The 17,164-nt window shown below is 37.2% G+C and carries 13 protein-coding genes; 10 read left to right on the forward strand and 3 right to left on the reverse strand.

All coding sequences use genetic code 11. From position 1 onward, the window contains the following. The first annotated feature begins 29 nt into the window (after nt 1–29). The 6 genes from topA (at nt 30) to JF73_RS04240 (ending at nt 7,330) form a co-directional block, all read left to right on the forward strand. On the forward strand, nt 30–2,141 hold the full coding sequence (gene topA / locus JF73_RS04215; RefSeq protein ID WP_046327098.1) for a type I DNA topoisomerase: 2,112 nt from the start codon (nt 30–32) through the stop codon (nt 2,139–2,141). 85 nt (nt 2,142–2,226) lie between these two features. Continuing rightward, entirely contained in the window at nt 2,227–3,543 is a 1,317-nt protein-coding gene (trmFO, locus tag JF73_RS04220; RefSeq protein ID WP_046327405.1) for a methylenetetrahydrofolate--tRNA-(uracil(54)-C(5))-methyltransferase (FADH(2)-oxidizing) TrmFO, read from the forward strand. After that, entirely contained in the window at nt 3,544–4,473 is a 930-nt protein-coding gene (gene xerC / locus JF73_RS04225) for a tyrosine recombinase XerC (protein ID WP_046327099.1), read from the forward strand. After that, nucleotides 4,470–4,994 carry an HslVU peptidase proteolytic subunit gene (gene hslV / locus JF73_RS04230; protein WP_046327100.1) on the forward strand — a complete coding sequence of 175 codons (525 nt, stop codon included), beginning with the start codon at nt 4,470–4,472 and terminating at the stop codon, nt 4,992–4,994. The genes xerC and hslV overlap by 4 nt, the downstream gene beginning before the upstream one ends. Nucleotides 4,995–5,011: 17 nt before the next feature. After that, nucleotides 5,012–6,421, forward strand: a complete 1,410-nt coding sequence (gene hslU, locus JF73_RS04235) for an ATP-dependent protease ATPase subunit HslU (protein WP_046327101.1) — start codon at nt 5,012–5,014, stop codon at nt 6,419–6,421. A gap of 18 nt (nt 6,422–6,439) precedes the next feature. Beyond that, nucleotides 6,440–7,330 carry an aldose 1-epimerase family protein gene (locus JF73_RS04240; RefSeq protein ID WP_046327102.1) on the forward strand — a complete coding sequence of 297 codons (891 nt, stop codon included), beginning with the start codon at nt 6,440–6,442 and terminating at the stop codon, nt 7,328–7,330. 137 nt (nt 7,331–7,467) lie between these two features. Here the strand turns inward: JF73_RS04240 and plsY are convergent, their stop codons facing one another. Further along, nucleotides 7,468–8,103, reverse strand: coding sequence for a glycerol-3-phosphate 1-O-acyltransferase PlsY (plsY, locus tag JF73_RS04245; protein WP_046327103.1), 636 nt, complete (start codon nt 8,101–8,103; stop codon nt 7,468–7,470). A 97-nt stretch (nt 8,104–8,200) separates the two neighbouring features. Between plsY and parE the strand changes: the two genes are divergently transcribed. The 4 genes from parE to JF73_RS04265 all read left to right on the forward strand — a co-directional run bounded on the left by parE (nt 8,201) and on the right by JF73_RS04265 (nt 14,753). Continuing rightward, the gene (gene parE, locus JF73_RS04250) at nt 8,201–10,159 is read left to right on the forward strand and encodes a DNA topoisomerase IV subunit B (RefSeq protein WP_046327104.1); all 1,959 of its coding nucleotides are present in this window, start codon (nt 8,201–8,203) and stop codon (nt 10,157–10,159) included. Between the two features lie 11 nt (nt 10,160–10,170). Next, the gene (gene parC / locus JF73_RS04255) at nt 10,171–12,624 is read left to right on the forward strand and encodes a DNA topoisomerase IV subunit A (RefSeq protein WP_046327105.1); all 2,454 of its coding nucleotides are present in this window, start codon (nt 10,171–10,173) and stop codon (nt 12,622–12,624) included. A gap of 140 nt (nt 12,625–12,764) precedes the next feature. Beyond that, complete coding sequence (locus tag JF73_RS04260) at nt 12,765–13,697, forward strand: LysR family transcriptional regulator (RefSeq protein ID WP_038522558.1); 933 nt, start codon at nt 12,765–12,767, stop codon at nt 13,695–13,697. Nucleotides 13,698–13,823: 126 nt separating this feature from the next. After that, on the forward strand, nt 13,824–14,753 hold the full coding sequence (locus JF73_RS04265) for a manganese-dependent inorganic pyrophosphatase (protein WP_038522561.1): 930 nt from the start codon (nt 13,824–13,826) through the stop codon (nt 14,751–14,753). A 41-nt stretch (nt 14,754–14,794) separates the two neighbouring features. Here JF73_RS04265 and JF73_RS04270 read toward each other — a convergent pair whose 3' ends face one another. Then, nucleotides 14,795–15,154 (reverse strand): helix-turn-helix domain-containing protein, encoded by a 360-nt coding sequence (locus tag JF73_RS04270; RefSeq protein WP_034979176.1) that lies wholly within the window; start codon nt 15,152–15,154, stop codon nt 14,795–14,797. 1,143 nt (nt 15,155–16,297) lie between these two features. Beyond that, a complete protein-coding gene (locus JF73_RS04275; protein ID WP_046327106.1) occupies nt 16,298–17,140 on the reverse strand; it encodes a beta/alpha barrel domain-containing protein in 843 nt (280 codons plus the stop codon). Nucleotides 17,141–17,164 lie beyond the last annotated feature (24 nt).

A 17,164-nucleotide genomic window follows, 5' to 3' on the forward strand; every position in this document is an offset into this window, starting at 1 on the left:
TAAAAAAGAATTAAATGAGGAGGCTTTTGATGCCTACTAAATCAAAGCTAAAGAAACGTAAGAAAACATTAGTAATAGTTGAGTCTCCGGCAAAGGCTAAAACTATTGAAAAGTATTTAGGGCGTAATTACCGTGTAATCGCATCTAAAGGTCATATTCGTGACTTACCTAAATCACAAATGGGGATTGATTTTGACAATAATTACAAGCCAAAATACATTTCGATTCGCGGTAAAGGTGACACCATTAAGGAATTGAAGGCGGAAGCAAAAAAAGCAAAAGATGTTTATTTAGCATCCGACCCTGATCGTGAAGGTGAAGCTATTGCCTGGCATGTTGCCCATGTGCTCAATTTAGACCAAAAAGATAAAAATAGGGTGACATTTAACGAAGTCACTAAAGATGCTGTCAAAAACAGTTTTAAAAATCCTAGAACCATTGACATGGATACTGTTAATGCTCAACAAGCTCGGAGAATTTTAGATAGAATTGTCGGTTATTCTCTTTCGCCAATTTTATGGGATAAAGTCAAAAAAGGTTTGAGTGCTGGTCGAGTTCAATCGGTCGCCTTAAAGCTGGTGATTGATCGCGAAAAGGAAATTAAAAACTTCAAACCACAGGAATACTGGACAATTGATGCCGAATTTAAGAAATCCCGTCAGACTTTTAAAGGTCAATTTTGGGGCGTAGATGGCAAAAAAGTGGATTTGCCGAATAATGATGCGGTTCAAAACATTTTGGCTAAAATTGATAAGAAGAACGACTTTCAGGTAGAAAATGTTCTAAAACGTGAGCGCAGACGGCAACCGGCGGCTCCTTTTACAACTTCAACTATGCAGCAGGAAGCAAATAAACGTTTAAATTATCGCACCCGCAGAACGATGAGTATTGCGCAGCAATTGTATGAAGGGATTAGTTTAGGCAAACAGGGTACTGTTGGTTTAATTACTTATATGAGAACTGATTCCAAACGGACATCACCAGTTGCTCAAGCTGAGGCTTCAAAATTTTTAAATGAAAACTACGGTAAAGAATATGCTGCTAAGGGAGCACGTCACTTTAAGAACCAAGAAGATGCTCAAGACGCGCATGAAGCTATTCGTCCTACCAGTGTTTATCGCACGCCAGAATCACTCAAGTCAGTTTTAACGACAGAACAGTACCGTCTTTACCAATTAATCTGGTCCAGATTTTTGGCTAGTGAAATGACACCCGCCGTTTATGACACGGTCAGAGCAGATATCACGCAAAATGGGGTAGTATTTAGAACTACCGGTTCTAAAATGAAATTTGCTGGCTTTACCAAGGTTTATGATAACCAGCAGGAAAAAAATGTTGAGCTGCCTGAGTTAAATGATGGCGATAAAGTTAAATTGGCCAAGTCTGATAATAAACAGCACTTTACCATGCCACCCGCAAGATATACCGAAGCAAGTCTAGTGCATTCTTTAGAAGAAAACGGCGTGGGTCGACCTTCTACTTATGCACCTACAATTGATACAATTCAACGGCGTTATTATGTTAAGTTAGATGGTAAATCTATTGTGCCGACAGAGTTAGGTGAAATAGTCGATAATCTGATTGAAAAATTCTTCCCTGATATTGTTAATATTGACTTTACCGCTCAATTGGAAAATGACTTAGACGGAATTGAAGAAGGTAAGAAAAACTGGGTAAAGGTAATTGATGATTATTATCATCCCTTTAAAAAGGAATTAGACAAGGCAGATGCCGGCATTAAAAAGGTGCAGATTAAGGATGAGCCTGCTGGCTTTAACTGTGATATCTGTGGTGCTCCCATGGTGATTAAAATGGGGCGCTACGGCAAGTTTTATGCCTGCTCACGCTTTCCTGATTGTCGCAATACCAAGGCAATTGTTAAGAAAGTTGGTGTTACTTGCCCTAAGTGCGGTAAGGGTGACGTAGTCGAGAAGAAGTCTAAGCGTAACCGCAAGTTTTACGGTTGTTCTCGTTATCCTGATTGTGACTTTGTTTCTTGGGATAAGCCGATTAACCGCAACTGCCCTAATTGTGGTCATTTCTTGGTGGAAAAAAGAAATAAAAAAGGACCTGTAATTCTTTGTCCGAATGGAGATTACAAAGAAGAACAAAGCTCTGAAAAAGAAGCTGCAGAAAGTTAAATTTATGTTAATATCATCAGATCACTTTTGGTTTGATGATATTCTTATATATAAACAAATATTTTTAGTAGAGGAATATGATAATATGCCTGAAAAAGTTACTGTAATTGGCGGGGGATTAGCCGGAAGCGAAGCTACTTGGCAGCTGGCTAAACGGGGAATTACCGTTGATTTATATGAAATGCGCCCGCAAAAAATGACCCCAGCGCATAAAACTGACCAGTTTGCTGAATTAGTTTGTACAAATTCTATGCGTTCCAACCAATTATCTAATGCTGTGGGGTTGTTAAAAGAAGAAATGCGTCAGCTTGATTCACTGATCATGCAAGCTGCTGATCATTCTCAGGTGCCAGCTGGTGGGGCGTTGGCAGTTGACAGGGATGAATTTAGCGGTTATGTCACAGATAAGCTGCATTCAATGCCGAATATCAATTTTCATACTGAAGAAATTACTGCTATTCCCACTGATGGTATCACGATAATAGCAACCGGTCCTTTAACTAGTGATAAGTTAGCGGCAGAGATACAACAATTTTCGGGTAAGGAAAGCCTGCATTTCTTTGACGCTGCGGCTCCAATTATTGCTGCAGCTTCAATTGATATGGATATTGTTTATAAAAAATCGCGCTATGATAAAGGTGAAGCTGCTTATTTAAATTGCCCCATGACTAAAGAGCAATATGAGAATTTTACTCACGAACTGGTCAATGCGGAAACCGCAGAGGTTCATAGCTTTGAAAACAGTGACGTTTTTGAAGGGTGCATGCCAATTGAAGTAATGGCACAAAGAGGCATTAAAACAATGCTGTTTGGCCCCCTGAAACCTGTAGGGTTAGAAAACCCGGCAACAGGCAAGACACCGTATGCTGTGGTTCAGCTGAGACAAGATAATGCTGTTGCCTCAATGTACAATATTGTCGGCTTTCAAACACACCTGAAATATGGCGAACAAAAACGGGTTTTCTCAATGATTCCTGGACTTGAAAACGCCCGCTTTATTAGATACGGTAAAATGCACCGCAATACCTATATGGCTTCTCCCGGAGTTTTGTCAGCTACATACGAGGCAAAAAAACAAGCCGGCTTATTTTTTGCTGGTCAAGTCACTGGCGTTGAAGGTTATGTTGAAAGTGCAGGCAGCGGCTTGGTAGCAGGAATTAATGCATCCCGCAGAGCTTTAGGTCTTGAACCGGCAGCTTTTCCCAAGTTAACAGCATTGGGTTCAATGGCTAACTACGTCACTACTGCAGATATCAAACACTTTCAACCAATGAATGCCAGTTTTGCATTAATTCCCGGGCTTGAAGGTCCTAAAGTGCGTAATAAAAAAGAGCGTCATCTTAAAATTAGTCAGCGCGGTTTGGATTGTTTAAAAGAATTTCAAGAGAAAGTGCTAAATTAAATGGCTCCCAATCAAGACGATTTATTAAAGCTTTTTATTTCTTATTTACAAAATGAGAGGCATTACAGTCCAAAAACAATACTGTCTTATCAAACAGACCTAACCGAAGCAAAAAAATTTTGGCAAGAAAATGGCGGCTTTAATGGGTGGAATAACATAGACAGAAGGGATGTAGAAATTTACCTTCAAAACCTATCAGACCGTAATCTGGCGCGCACCACTCAATCTCGCAAAATGTCCAGTTTGAGATCTTTTTATCACTTTTTAACTAAAAGAAATATTGTTAAAATAGATCCAACGCAGACGATAGTTCTGCGGGCAAGGGAACGTAAACTGCCGCAATTTTTTTACGCACCTGAAATTAAGCAAGTTTTTGATTCATTAACCGGAAATGACCCTTTGACCTTGCGTAACTTAGCTTTATTTGAATTGTTTTATACCACCGGCATGAGGGTGAGTGAGGTAAGAAACCTCAAAATTAAGCAAATTGATTTAGATTTAAAAATAATTCTGGTTCATGGTAAGGGCAACAAAGATCGTTATGTTGCTTTTGATGAACAAACAAAATCTGCTTTAACGCGTTATTTTGATAATAGTCGTCAAAAACTCTTGGGCAATCAAGAGGATTTAAACTATGTTTTTCTCAATAATGCGGGTAAACAGTTATCTGACCGCGGTATCGAATATATCATGCAAAAAGTTTTTAATGGTGCTGGTATTAATGGTAAGGTACATCCACATGAGTTGCGGCATTCCTTTGCGACTGCAATGTTAAATAATGGTGCTGATTTACGTAGTGTACAGGAATTATTAGGACACGATAATTTATCCACTACTCAAATCTATACTCACGTAACAATGAGTCATTTACAGGCAAACTACGAAAAATATTTTACCCGTAATGACAAGAAAGACGAGGCAAAAAAATGACAACAATTTGTTCAGTAAAATTCAATGGTAAAACAGCAATAGCTGGTGATGGTCAAGTTACTCTTGGTGAAAAAGTAATTGCCAAAGCCACTGCTAAGAAAATTAGACGCATTTACCACGACAAAGTAGTTATTGGCTTTGCTGGTGGCGTAGCTGACGCTGTCAGTTTGCAGGACATGCTTGAAGGTAAATTAGAAGCTTTTGGCGGCGACTTGCGCAGAGCTGCTGTTGAAATGGCACAAGCTTGGAGAAAAGATGCTACTTTGCAAAAGCTTGAAGCAATGCTCATTGCTTTTAATGAAAAAGACTTGTTACTTATTTCAGGTAATGGTGAAGTGCTGGAGCCTGACGAAAATGTTGTAGCAATTGGTTCTGGTGGGAATTTCGCGCAGGCGGCAGCGATCGCGTTGACTAGACATTCAGCCAACATGACTGCTAGTGAAATTGCTCATGAAGCTGTAGAAATTGCATCTGGAATTGATATCTTTACTGATGACCAGATAATTACAGATGAATTGTAAAAACGGGGCGGAAAGAAATGGAAACAAAAACACCGAAACAAATAGTTAGCCTACTTAATGAATACATTATTGGGCAGGATGAAGCCAAAAAAGCCGTTGCTGTGGCTTTGTATAACCGCTACCGGAGAATGCAGCTGCCTAAAAAAATGCAAGAAGATATCACACCTAAGAACCTCTTAATGGCTGGTCCTACTGGTGTCGGTAAAACTGAAATTGCGAGAAGGCTGGCAGCAATTGTTAATGCTCCGTTTGTTAAAGTAGAGGCGACTAAATTTACCGAAGTTGGTTACGTTGGTCGTGATGTAGAATCAATGGTGCGGGATCTGGTGAATGAAGCTGTCCGCATGGAAGAAAAAGACCAATTTGACCGCGTTCGCGCCCAAGCGACAAAAGAAGCCAATAAAATTTTGGTTCGTTTGCTGGTCCCTGGTGTTAAACGTGAGCGCAGGAAAAATCAAATGCAGGAATGGCAAGACATGATGTCAATGTTAATGGCTGGGGGCCAGGGAGATAACCATTCTGCAGATTCTGATCAAGAAGAGATCACTGATGATGTCCGCAATGAACGATTGAGTGTAGCTGAGCAGTTAGGTAAAGGTTTGCTTGAAAATCGTGAAGTCACAATCGAAGTTGAACAAGCGCCGAAAGTTAATCCTATGGGCGATATGATGGGGCAAATGGGGATTGATATGAGCTCCATGCTTAACGGTTTAGTACCTAAGAAAAAAATCAAGCGCACATTGCCGGTAAAAGATGCCCGAGAAATTTTGATACAGCAAGAATCGCGCAAAATGGTCGACTATGACTCCCTTTACCAAAAGGCAATTGAACGTACAGCCAATAACGGCATCATTTTTATCGACGAAATTGATAAAATTACTGCGGGCAATAAAAATACTTCCGGTGAAGTCTCGCGTGAAGGCGTGCAAAGAGATATTCTGCCAATTGTTGAGGGTTCTACCGTTCAAACTAAATACGGACCTGTAGCAACAGATCATATTCTCTTTATTGCTGCTGGTGCCTTTTCTGAATCTAAGCCGAGTGACCTGATTCCTGAACTGCAAGGACGTTTTCCGATTAGGGTAGAGCTTAATGCACTGACTAAAGATGACTTTGTCAAAATTTTGAAGGATCCTGAAGATTCCCTTTTAGAGCAATATGTTGCTTTGATGAAAGCCGATGGGATCAAGTTAATTTTTACACAAGAAGCTGTCGATCGCATAGCTCAAATTGCTTATGATGTAAACCAAGGCACAGACAATATTGGTGCCAGACGTTTATCAACTATTTTGGAAAAACTGCTCGAAGATGTCCTGTATGAAGGCCCTGATATGACAATGGGCGAAATTACAGTGACTGAAGCATACGTTAATGAAAAACTTAGTGATATAATTACAAATAAGGATTTAACTAAGTTCATTCTTTAACAAAGGTGATGATCAAACATGGACTACATTATCAAAAACAGCTTTTTACAGGTTAAAATTGCCAGTAAAGGTGCTGAGGTCCAAAGTGTTAAAAGTTTACATAGCGGGTATGAATACATTTGGCAGGCTGATCCAAAGATATGGCAGAGGCATGCGCCTATTCTCTTTCCCATTGTGGGCAGACTGAAAAATGATGAATATACTTATCAAGGTAAAACCTATCATTTAAATCAGCATGGTTTTGCCCGAGACTTGGAATTCTCCGTTGAGCAGCAAACTGCTGAAAGTATCACTTTTTTGCTGACAGATAATGAGCAAACCAGGAAGGTGTATCCGTTTAGTTTTGAATTACGGGTAAATTACAACCTGCTTAATAACTTACTGGAAGAAAATTTTAGCGTGCATAACAAGTCTGACGGAGAAATGATTTTTGGTATTGGGGGTCATCCGGGTTTTAATATTCCTACGAGCGCAGATTTAACTAAGGAAGATTTTTACTTCAGTACCAAACCTTCAAGAGCTCGCGTGCGGATACCCCTTAACGGTCAGTTCTTAGACTGGGCTAATAGGTCGCTAGCTTCAACCAATAGTTTGATTACTCTGAGCGATCATCTATTTAAAGATGACGCATTGATATTTCAAATGCGCGGCCATGATAACCGTATCTCATTAAAAACAGACGCGAATAATTTTCACGTCAATGTGTGGCTAAGGGATGCTCCGTTTGTGGGAGTCTGGTCACAATATCCTCAAACAGCTGACTTCGTGTGTATTGAGCCATGGTGGGGGATTGCTGACCGCACTGACACCAATCAAAAGCTCGAAGAAAAATACGGCATGAATCATCTTGAAGCTGGAGCTATTTTTACCGTTGGGTTCAGTATGGCATTCCATGATCGAGATGAATGAAAAAATTCTATATGATAAAAGAGAAAGCATGAGCTTTCTTTTTTTATGACATAAATCTGATGTTGCGAACTAATGTTCTAACAATTATAATAAAATAGCTAGCAATTGAGCTAGCTAAAAATATTAATAGATAGGGGTTATAACTTATTGTGCTTTTTCTTGTACCAATACCATAGACCAAAGGGGATGATATTTTCTTGATGGTGCAGCAAGCGAACGATATTTGTTCTATGGCGGGTAAATAATATGACCATGATGCAGCCGACGATGATTTCAAGAAAAACATCATGGAAAAAGAAAGTAACAATAAATATTAATACTACAGCAATTAAACTGGCTAAACTGACATAAGATGTTATGAAAACCAGTGGCAAAAATATTAGCGCGCAAACACCAAAGAATTTCAAATTATAGCCTAAGAATAAACCGGCACTGGTAGCTACTGCCTTACCACCTTTGAATTTAAGAAAAATAGAAAAAGTGTGCCCTAAGATAGCCAACCCACCGGAAATTAATAGTAAGTATTTAGGACCATTAATATGAAATAGCCGCGGTAGGTTGGTTGCTAATGTGCCCTTGAGAACATCAATCACTAACACTACGCTTCCTGCAACGGGACCAAAAACACGAAAAGAATTAGTAGTGCCGATATTGCCGGAACCATAATTTCTAATGTCCTCAGAAAAAAATATCTTGCCTACGATAACACCAGTAGGAAACGATCCTATTAAATATGCTAGAATAAATATCAGAATTAAATTTAGATTTATCATTTATATCCTACTCTCTTAACATCTAAGGCTATTTTATCAGAGATTACTAAGTATGAGGATGAAAATAAATAAATGATTTTAAACTGGAGGAGTCTATTTGACTAAAACAAGTAAAAAAACGAATTCTTATGATGATTCAGCGATTCAGATTCTTCACGGTTTGGAAGCTGTGCGGAAAAGGCCGGGGATGTATATTGGCTCAACCGATGTACACGGACTGAATCAGTTAGTCTACGAAATCGTAGACAATTCGGTTGATGAAGCAATGGCCGGATTCGGTAAAGAAATTGACGTTACAATTCATCAAGATAATAGCGTCACCGTACGCGATTTTGGACGCGGTATGCCAACTGGGATGCATAAATCAGGTAAACCGACAATTGAAGTTATTTTAACTGTTTTGCATGCCGGGGGTAAATTTACCGAGCAAAATTATAAAACATCCGGTGGTCTACACGGTGTGGGCTCTTCCGTCGTTAATGCTCTTTCCAGTTACATGGATGTTAAAGTCGTGCGTGATGGTATAGAGTATGAAGAAGAATTTAAAGATGGCGGTCATCCCATTGGGACTTTAAAACGTTTAGGAAAGACTAAAGAAAAAACAGGTACGACCATCACATTCAAGCCAGATGAAAAGATATTTTCAACCATTAAATATAAATATGAAACTATTCAAGAACGTATTCGTGAATCGGCTTTTTTGCTTAAAGGTGTCAGGTTCGTTTTAACCGATGAACGTGAGCCGGAGCATCATGATGACTTCAAGTATGACGATGGCATTAAAGCCTTCGTCTCCTACCTTAATGAAGGTAAAGATACTCTGAATGATGTTTTTTATTTTGCCGGCAAACAAGATGAAATTGAAGTTGAATTTAGTGGCCAATACAGCGACAGTTATTCTGAAAATTTGGTTTCTTTTGTAAATAATGTTCGTACAGCAGACGGCGGTACCCATGAGGTGGGTGCAAGAAGCGGTTTCACCCGCGCTTTTAACGATTATGCCAAAAAACAAGGCTTACTCAGTAAAAAAGATAAAAACATTGACGGTTCTGATTACCGGGAAGGTTTAAGTGCTGTCTTATCAGTTAAAATTCCAGAAGAATTATTGGAATTTGAGGGTCAAACTAAGAGTAAGCTGGGTACTCCTCAGGCTAGGTCAGTAGTTGATGCTATTGTCTATGAAAAAATGTCTTATTATTTAATGGAAAAAGGGGAGCTAGCGCAGGAACTGGTTAAAAAAGCCCAAAGAGCAAGGGATGCCCGTGAAGCTGCCAAAAAAGCCCGCAACGAAAGTAGAAACGGTAAAAAAAGACGCAAAAAAGAGGTTCTTTCCGGTAAATTAACACCTGCGCAATCACGCAATCCTAAGAAAAATGAATTATTCTTAGTTGAGGGTGACTCTGCCGGTGGCTCAGCAAAACAGGGCCGTGACCGTAGATTTCAAGCTATTTTGCCTTTACGGGGTAAAGTTTTAAATACCCAAAAGGCTAAATTACAAGACATTTTTAAAAACGAAGAAATTAATACTATGATCTACACTATTGGTGCTGGTGTTGGGACTGAGTTTAAAGTGGCAGATTCAAATTACGATAAAGTAATTATTATGACGGACGCTGATGACGATGGTGCCCATATTCAGATACTTCTGCTTACTTTTTTCTATCGTTACATGAGACCAATGATTGAACACGGTAAGGTTTATATTGCACTACCGCCCCTTTACCGCTTGCAAAAAGGACGAGGCAAAAAAGCGCAGGTCAAATATTCCTGGACCGATGAAGAATTAGCAGCTGACGAAAAGAAAATGGGTCGGGGATATACCCTGCAAAGGTTTAAAGGACTTGGTGAAATGAATGCCGAACAGTTATGGCAAACGACCATGGATCCTGAAACCAGATTACTGATCCGCGTTAAGATTGATGATGCTGCTTTAGCAGAACGCCGTGTGACTACATTAATGGGTGACAAGGCGGGAGCGCGTAGAAAATGGATTGAAGAAAACGTTAAATTCAGAATGGGCGAAAATGCTTCAATTTTAGAGGAAGAAAATGAATAGGGGTTTGATTAATGGCAACTAAAGAGCGAATTCGTGAAATGCCGCTTGAACAAGTTATGGGTGAGCGCTTTGGCAGATATTCTAAATATATAATTCAAGAACGTGCCTTACCGGATATTCGTGATGGCTTAAAACCTGTGCAGCGCAGAATTTTATATGCTATGTATCAGGATAATAACACTTATGATAAACCGTTTAAAAAGGCAGCTAAGGCTGTGGGTAATATCATGGGTAATTTTCATCCTCATGGTGACAGTTCAATTTATGGTGCTTTAGTTCACCTTTCTCAAGATTGGAAAATGCGTGAGCCGTTAATAGAAATGCACGGTAATAATGGTTCTATGGACGGGGATGGTCCTGCAGCTATGCGTTATACCGAGTCGCGCTTAAGCAAGATTTCAAACATGTTGCTGCAAGATATTGATAAAGACACCGTCAACATGGTACTTAATTTCGATGATACCGAGTACGAGCCTACAGTATTACCAGTTCGTTTTCCCAATTTGTTAGTTAATGGTTCTACCGGTATTTCAGCAGGATATGCTACCGAAATTCCACCTCACAATCTCTCTGAAGTTATCGACGCTACTATTTATTTGCTGAAAAATCCGGCTGCGACTTTAGACGACCTGATGAAATTTGTCAAGGGTCCTGACTTTCCGACAGGGGCTATTGTCTTAGGAGAAAAAGGATTACGTGAAGCTTATGAAACTGGTCGCGGCCGCATTCAGGTACGCGCAAAGTCGACTATTCAAGAAATAAGGGGGCACCGCGAAGAAATAGTAATTACGGAAATTCCATTTGCCGTTAACAAAGCTCTTTTGGTTAAAAAAATAGATGAAATCCGCTTAAACAAAGAGATTGACGGCATTGCAGAAGTGCGTGATGAAACTGATAGACATGGATTATCTATTGTAGTCGAACTTAAAAAGGGTGCTGATGCACAAAATATTTTAAATTATCTCTTTAAAAATACTGAACTGCAGGTATCATACAATTTCAATATGGTTGCTATTGATCACATGACACCAATGCAGGTTGGTCTGAAACACATCTTGTCTTCATACTTAGAACATGAAAAAGATGTAGTAACTAAGAGGACAAAGTATGATCTAAATAAAGCTGAAGAACGGCTTGAGATAATTCAAGGCTTAATTCACGCAATGGATATTTTGGATCAAGTTATCAAGGTAATTAGGGCTTCTAAAAATAAAGCAGAAGCTAAGACCAATTTGTCTGAAAAATTTAATTTTTCTGCTAGACAGGCGGAAGCAATTGTATCTCTCCAGTTATATCGATTAACTAATACAGACGTTGATGCGTTAGTTAAAGAGCAGACAGAATTAAACGAGAAGATTGCGCGTTTTAAAGAATTACTCTCTAACCAGAAGACACTGGAAAAAGAAATAGTTAAAGAATTATCTGTCGTGAAAAGAGAATTTGGCAATCCTCGCCGGACAGAAATTTCTTCAGAAAATGCCAAAATTCAAATTGACGAAAAAGCACTGGTTGCTGATGAACAAGTGCGGGTGTTAATAAGTAGGGATGGCTATTTAAAGAGGTCTTCTCTGCGTTCATGGCAGTCAAGCGATGATGAAGATAATGGTTTACCGGGCGGGGATGATGTAGTGTTTGAAAAAACACTCTCTACTTTGACTAATTTATATCTTTTTACTAGTCGTGGAAATGTGATTTATCGTCCAGTAAGTGAATTGGTTGAAGCTAAGTGGAAAGAAACAGGACAACACCTTTCTCAAGAAATAGGGCTGGATGATGATGAAAACATCATTCGCGTATTTGATTTTGCTGAGCTGGACCAAAATATTAATTTCTTGCTGGCTACTAATGACGGCTATATTAAGCAGCTGAGTTTAAGTAACCTTCAACCTACAAGAACTTACCGTTCACGAGCTATTACCGCTATGAAAATGAAAAAAGCCGATAGTAAAGTTATTCGTGTTGATTTAGTTAAACCTGATAGTGCAGCAGAAATCATTTTATTTACCCATAATGCTTATGCAATTCGTTTTGATATTAGCGAAGTACCTGAATCTGGTGCTAAATCTTTTGGAGTTAAATCAGTCAATCTTAAAGCTGAAGACTTTGTAGTTTCCTATGTTTTAGTAAATCCAGAATTTATTGATTTGCTGCGTATTGGTTTAATTACACAAAGAGGTGCCTTTAAGCAGTTTAAAGCTGATCTGATCAATAAGGTAACACGGGCTAAACGGGGTGTTTTAGTACTAAGAGAATTAAAGACTAAACCACATCGTATTGCAGCAGTTACAGCTTATGGTCAGGATCATACCTTATTTGTTACTACTACAAGCAAGAGAAAAATTAAAGTGTTAACTAATGAGTATCCGGTTAGTGATAGATATTCAAATGGTTCATTTGTAATTGATACAACGAGTGATGGGGTACCAGTCAATATACGATTGGGAAAGCCGTTAAGTGCAGAATAAATTTTAATTTATTTAATGATATAAATAAATTATGAAAGCACTTTGATAAAATTTAATATTACTTTGACACAAAGGGGTTTTTGATTAATAATAGCATATAAATAGAGCTATATAATTGTTAAGATAGAAGGAATAATTTTATGCCTAAAACAGAAACAATACTATCAACCAAGTCCTTACATTATTTCTTGCAATTAATCGATACCATGAATTATACTCAAGCTGCCCAAATACTTGGTATTACTCAACCTGCATTAACTCAACAAATAAAAAAGATAGAGCATGCAATCGGAACTCCTTTGTTTGGTCAAATGGGCAAAAAACTTTATCTTACTGAAGCTGGGAAGCAATTACAAACCGGTGCAATCAAGCTTCTTGGAACTGTAAATTCTGTTGTTAGCGATATTCAAGAATTTACCCAAGAAGATAAAGGGCATATTGCTATTGGAGTTTTGGAAAGTGTTAATTCTGACATTCTGCGACATTTTTTGGTTAAATTTAACCAAAAATTTCCAGATATTACTATTAATGTTTCCTACTATAATCGTAAAGACCTTTGGTATAATCTCGACAATAATTTAATTGATTTAGCTTTGTTGTATGTGCCTGAAACAACTAAGAAAAGCCAAGCAAACATTCAGAATCAATACGAACAAATGAAAATTGTTCAGGATAAATTGACAATCTTAACCCATGATAATCAGGCGGAAGTAGGGAAGGCCTATCCTGTTTCTAAATTTTTAGGCAAAAAGTGGGTTCTTTATCCTGACGACTTTTATTTAACTCAATTATTAAAAGGAAAGTTGGGTAGTAAATTAAATACCAGAAATGGTTTAAAAGTACCCCTAACTTTTACTTCCACTCAGCAGTTAGTGGCGACTGCACAAGAAACTAAATATGATACAGTTGTGAGCGATTCATATTTTCAATTACACAAAAACGAAATTACTCTGACCCCAGTCTTTTTAAAGGGTGTTCAAAAGTTTTCAATTTCGTTTATTTACCGTAAGGGTAAAAAAGACGTTCCCAGAATCAAGAACTTTTTAGTCGAATTGAAGAACTTTTTAAGCTAATATCTAGTATAGAGTATAATTTTTAAATGAATTTAACCGTGTAAAAATACTCTTGGTTACTTAAGCATTATTGGGTAAACTATGATATAAGTATATTTTTATAAAAGAAGAAATAGAGGAGAATAAATGGAAAAAGAATTAGTCTTTGGTCATCAAAATCCAGACACAGATGCAATTGGTACAGCGATAGCATACTCTTATTTACAAAATAAATTAGGGTATAACACAGAAGCTGTTGCTTTAGGTGAAGCTAATGACGAAACTGCTTTTGCTTTAAATAAATTTGGTTTTGAGGCACCTAGAGTGATAAAAACAGCAGCAAATGAAGTTAAAAAAGTAATGCTTGTTGACCATAATGAACCTCAACAAAGTGTTGCGGATATTGATCAAGTTACTGTTACTCATGTGGTTGATCACCATAGAATTATGAATTTTGATACCAGTATGCCGTTATTCTATTTGGCTGAACCAGTAGGTTGCACAAGTACAATTATGCTGGGACTGTACAAGCATTTTGGTGTTGAAATTCCCCAAAATATAGCTGGAATTATGTTATCTGCGATAATTTCAGATACTTTGCTATTGAAATCTCCTACTACAACGGAAAAGGATAGGGAAGCAGTAAAAGAACTAGCCAAGATTGCTGACGTTGACTATGAAAAATATGGTTTGGAAGAACTTAAAGCTGGTACTAATATTGCAAGTAAATCAGAAGAAGAACTAATTGATTTGGACGCCAAGTCTTTTGACCTTAACGGTAAAAATGTTCGCGTTGCTCAGATAAATGTAGTTGATTTACCAGAAGCCTTAGAACGTAAAGATGCGTTCTTGAAAGCCATGAGCGATTCAGCAAATTCTGCTGGTTACGATTTATTTATGCTGCTTATAACTAATGTACTCGACTCAGATTCAACTGCATTAGTTATAGGTTCAGATGATGCACTAGCTTCATTTGAAAAAGCATTTGGTTCTGTCAAAGATTCAGAAATCAGTTTGCCAGGAGTAGTTTCAAGAAAGAAACAAGTAGTACCGCCATTGACAGACGCATTCAAGTAATTTAAAAAAGCACGAAATAGAAATTCTATTTCGTGCTTTTTTTAATCTTTATTGATCTCTTTAGCCAAAATAATGAATGATTTACATACTCTTTCGGCCTTGTCTGGTGACATTTTTCTAAGTTCATTAAGAACCTTCTTAATGAATACAGGAGTATTATCTTGATGGTTTTCAACTTTAACTTCCTTAAAGCGGTAAGCATTCATGATAATATCTGGTGTAGTAGTATTTAAGGCTCTGGCAATTGAGTCAAGCTTTTGAATACTAATATTTTGGTTTTTTGTACGTTCAAGACGTGAAATAAAGTTGACTGATAAATCACTTAATTCAGCGAGATCCTCCTGAGTCAACTTTTGTTCACGCCGCCTACGGCATATTTCTTTTCCTAAATTTATACTCATGGAATAAATTCAACCCTTTCAAAAAAATAATTCCATATTCTATAATAACAGATTAATTATAGAAGTGAACAATAAAACAAAATAATAATGAATAAAACACTTGCTTTTGACAAATTTCTACTCAAACTAAATGTTTTAAACTATACCCCACATAGTATTGTAAGCTATTTTTTGGTAAATTAAAATAAAAAAGCACCAATTAATTAAAACTAAAATGAAAAAGGAAATAACGTTAAATATTCTATCAAAGCGTGTATTTGCTTGTCGTAGTTGCATATACGAGATTACTTAAAAAGTTATCTAAAAAAATCTGTGGTTCATATAGTTAGTTATTATAGAAAGCGCTTTTATTTATATTTTTACATTTTTTGAGGGTTATTTTAAATAAGTAAATAAAAGAGCAAACCTTAAAAGACTATAATTTAACAGCAAGATTTTATTTTTTAAGCACAACAGTTCAATTATATTTTGAATACAATTTTTGTCAAAGAATTAAATTTAGGCTTTATTCTGGTAAAAATAGTTTGATTACCAAAGAGATATAAATTTTTATTTTTGTATTTCTATGGTAAAAGTAATCGAAGAATAATACAAGCGGGGCAGCAAATCTGATAAGCTCTAAGGTGTGATATAACTTCGTATAATATATATTATGTAAAGTAATATCAAACTTTTAGATAGAATTCAAATAGAGGTACTTATTTTAAGTTGTTGAAGATAAAGTTTTAAACGATTTTAAATTAGTTTTACGTATAATTAATCAAGTAATGAACTTAAAATCTTCATCTCGTGTCGTGTTTTTAAATTACCAGTGTCTATTTTGATGTACTTGGATCCTAAATTAAAATTTTTATTTTTTAGGTTAATGCGACTAAAAAATTTAGAGTTTGATAAACAATACTGTGTAAAACAGATCATGATAATGATGTGGCTGAGTTTGTTGTTTTGACTAAATAGTTCTTAAAGGCGATATATGAAAGCTGAATAAATTTAATTGTTGAAAAGCCTTTTAGATAGGTATTTTTAAAGAATGCTATCATTAAAACTATAATTTTAATGAAAGATAATTTGATTTATATTTCAAATACCAAAAATGCACCTCAACTTAACAAGGTGCATTTCAATTAAAAATATTCTTTAATTTTATTGGTGATTAATAAATTTTGCTACCGCTGATTTAATCGCCCCTTCTGCATAGTCATCCATTGCTGTCCCCACTGTCACCACATTTACTCCGGTATTTTTAAATGCTTTCACATTGACTTCATTTATCCCCCCTTCAGCGAATGTAGGAACTGAAACAGTCTCAATCAATGCTTGCAAACGGTCTTTAATTTCCTGAGGTATCTCTCCTGCGGCGACGCCTTCATAACTCATTCCTGTCATCATACCAATAAAGTCGGCGCCAATTTCTTGCATTGCTAAGGCAACTTTTTTCACTTCTGTAATATCTTCGGCACCAATACCAAATTGGTGTAGATCTGATTTTTTACCGATATAAGAATCAACCAGTAAACCGTTCTCATGTGCTAATATAACAACATCTTTTAAATCGGCTAAACTAGATTTGTGACAATGAACACCATCTGCACCTGCTAAAGCCAATTGACGAAAATCTTCACTTGTCAGTGGAATGGGCTCTCTTTCTGTAAAACTTCCAGGAAAACCAACGGTTAAATAAATATCCGGTCCGACAACTGCACGCACTCCCCTCACACATTCAAGCATACTTTTTAATGGCAGTTCGTGCCGCACATATTCGGCGTCTCCCATAGTTGAAACACCCTCGAGGCCTCTTGCTAAAGTAACTGCGGGATGGTTTGCTTCTAAAATTTTAGCTCCCCCTGCGACCGCTGCTTTAGCTAGTCGTGCGTCATCACCTGTCATGCCAGTACTCATTAATGTGGTACCATTGTCTTTTTCGATGGCCTTTTCAACCTTTTGCCGTGCTATCACCATTTTGTTTTTCATGTCCTGTTTTATCATAATTTCCTCCTAAATATTTGCAAA

Source organism: Lactobacillus helsingborgensis (assembly GCF_000970855.1).
Taxonomy (GTDB): Bacteria; Bacillota; Bacilli; order Lactobacillales; family Lactobacillaceae; genus Lactobacillus; species Lactobacillus helsingborgensis.

Excerpts from the sequence above, each read along its gene's own strand:
- topA (WP_046327098.1), top strand. The coding sequence starts at position 30 with ATGCCTACTAAATCAAAGCTAAAGAAACGTAAGAAAACATTAGTAATA.
- JF73_RS04270 (WP_034979176.1), bottom strand. The coding sequence starts at position 15,154 with ATGAGTATAAATTTAGGAAAAGAAATATGCCGTAGGCGGCGTGAACAA.
- plsY (WP_046327103.1), bottom strand. The coding sequence starts at position 8,103 with ATGATAAATCTAAATTTAATTCTGATATTTATTCTAGCATATTTAATA.
- xerC (WP_046327099.1), top strand. The coding sequence starts at position 3,544 with ATGGCTCCCAATCAAGACGATTTATTAAAGCTTTTTATTTCTTATTTA.
- hslV (WP_046327100.1), top strand. The coding sequence starts at position 4,470 with ATGACAACAATTTGTTCAGTAAAATTCAATGGTAAAACAGCAATAGCT.
- JF73_RS04275 (WP_046327106.1), bottom strand. The coding sequence starts at position 17,140 with ATGATAAAACAGGACATGAAAAACAAAATGGTGATAGCACGGCAAAAG.
- trmFO (WP_046327405.1), top strand. The coding sequence starts at position 2,227 with ATGCCTGAAAAAGTTACTGTAATTGGCGGGGGATTAGCCGGAAGCGAA.
- JF73_RS04260 (WP_038522558.1), top strand. The coding sequence starts at position 12,765 with ATGCCTAAAACAGAAACAATACTATCAACCAAGTCCTTACATTATTTC.
- JF73_RS04240 (WP_046327102.1), top strand. The coding sequence starts at position 6,440 with ATGGACTACATTATCAAAAACAGCTTTTTACAGGTTAAAATTGCCAGT.
- hslU (WP_046327101.1), top strand. The coding sequence starts at position 5,012 with ATGGAAACAAAAACACCGAAACAAATAGTTAGCCTACTTAATGAATAC.
- parC (WP_046327105.1), top strand. The coding sequence starts at position 10,171 with ATGGCAACTAAAGAGCGAATTCGTGAAATGCCGCTTGAACAAGTTATG.
- JF73_RS04265 (WP_038522561.1), top strand. The coding sequence starts at position 13,824 with ATGGAAAAAGAATTAGTCTTTGGTCATCAAAATCCAGACACAGATGCA.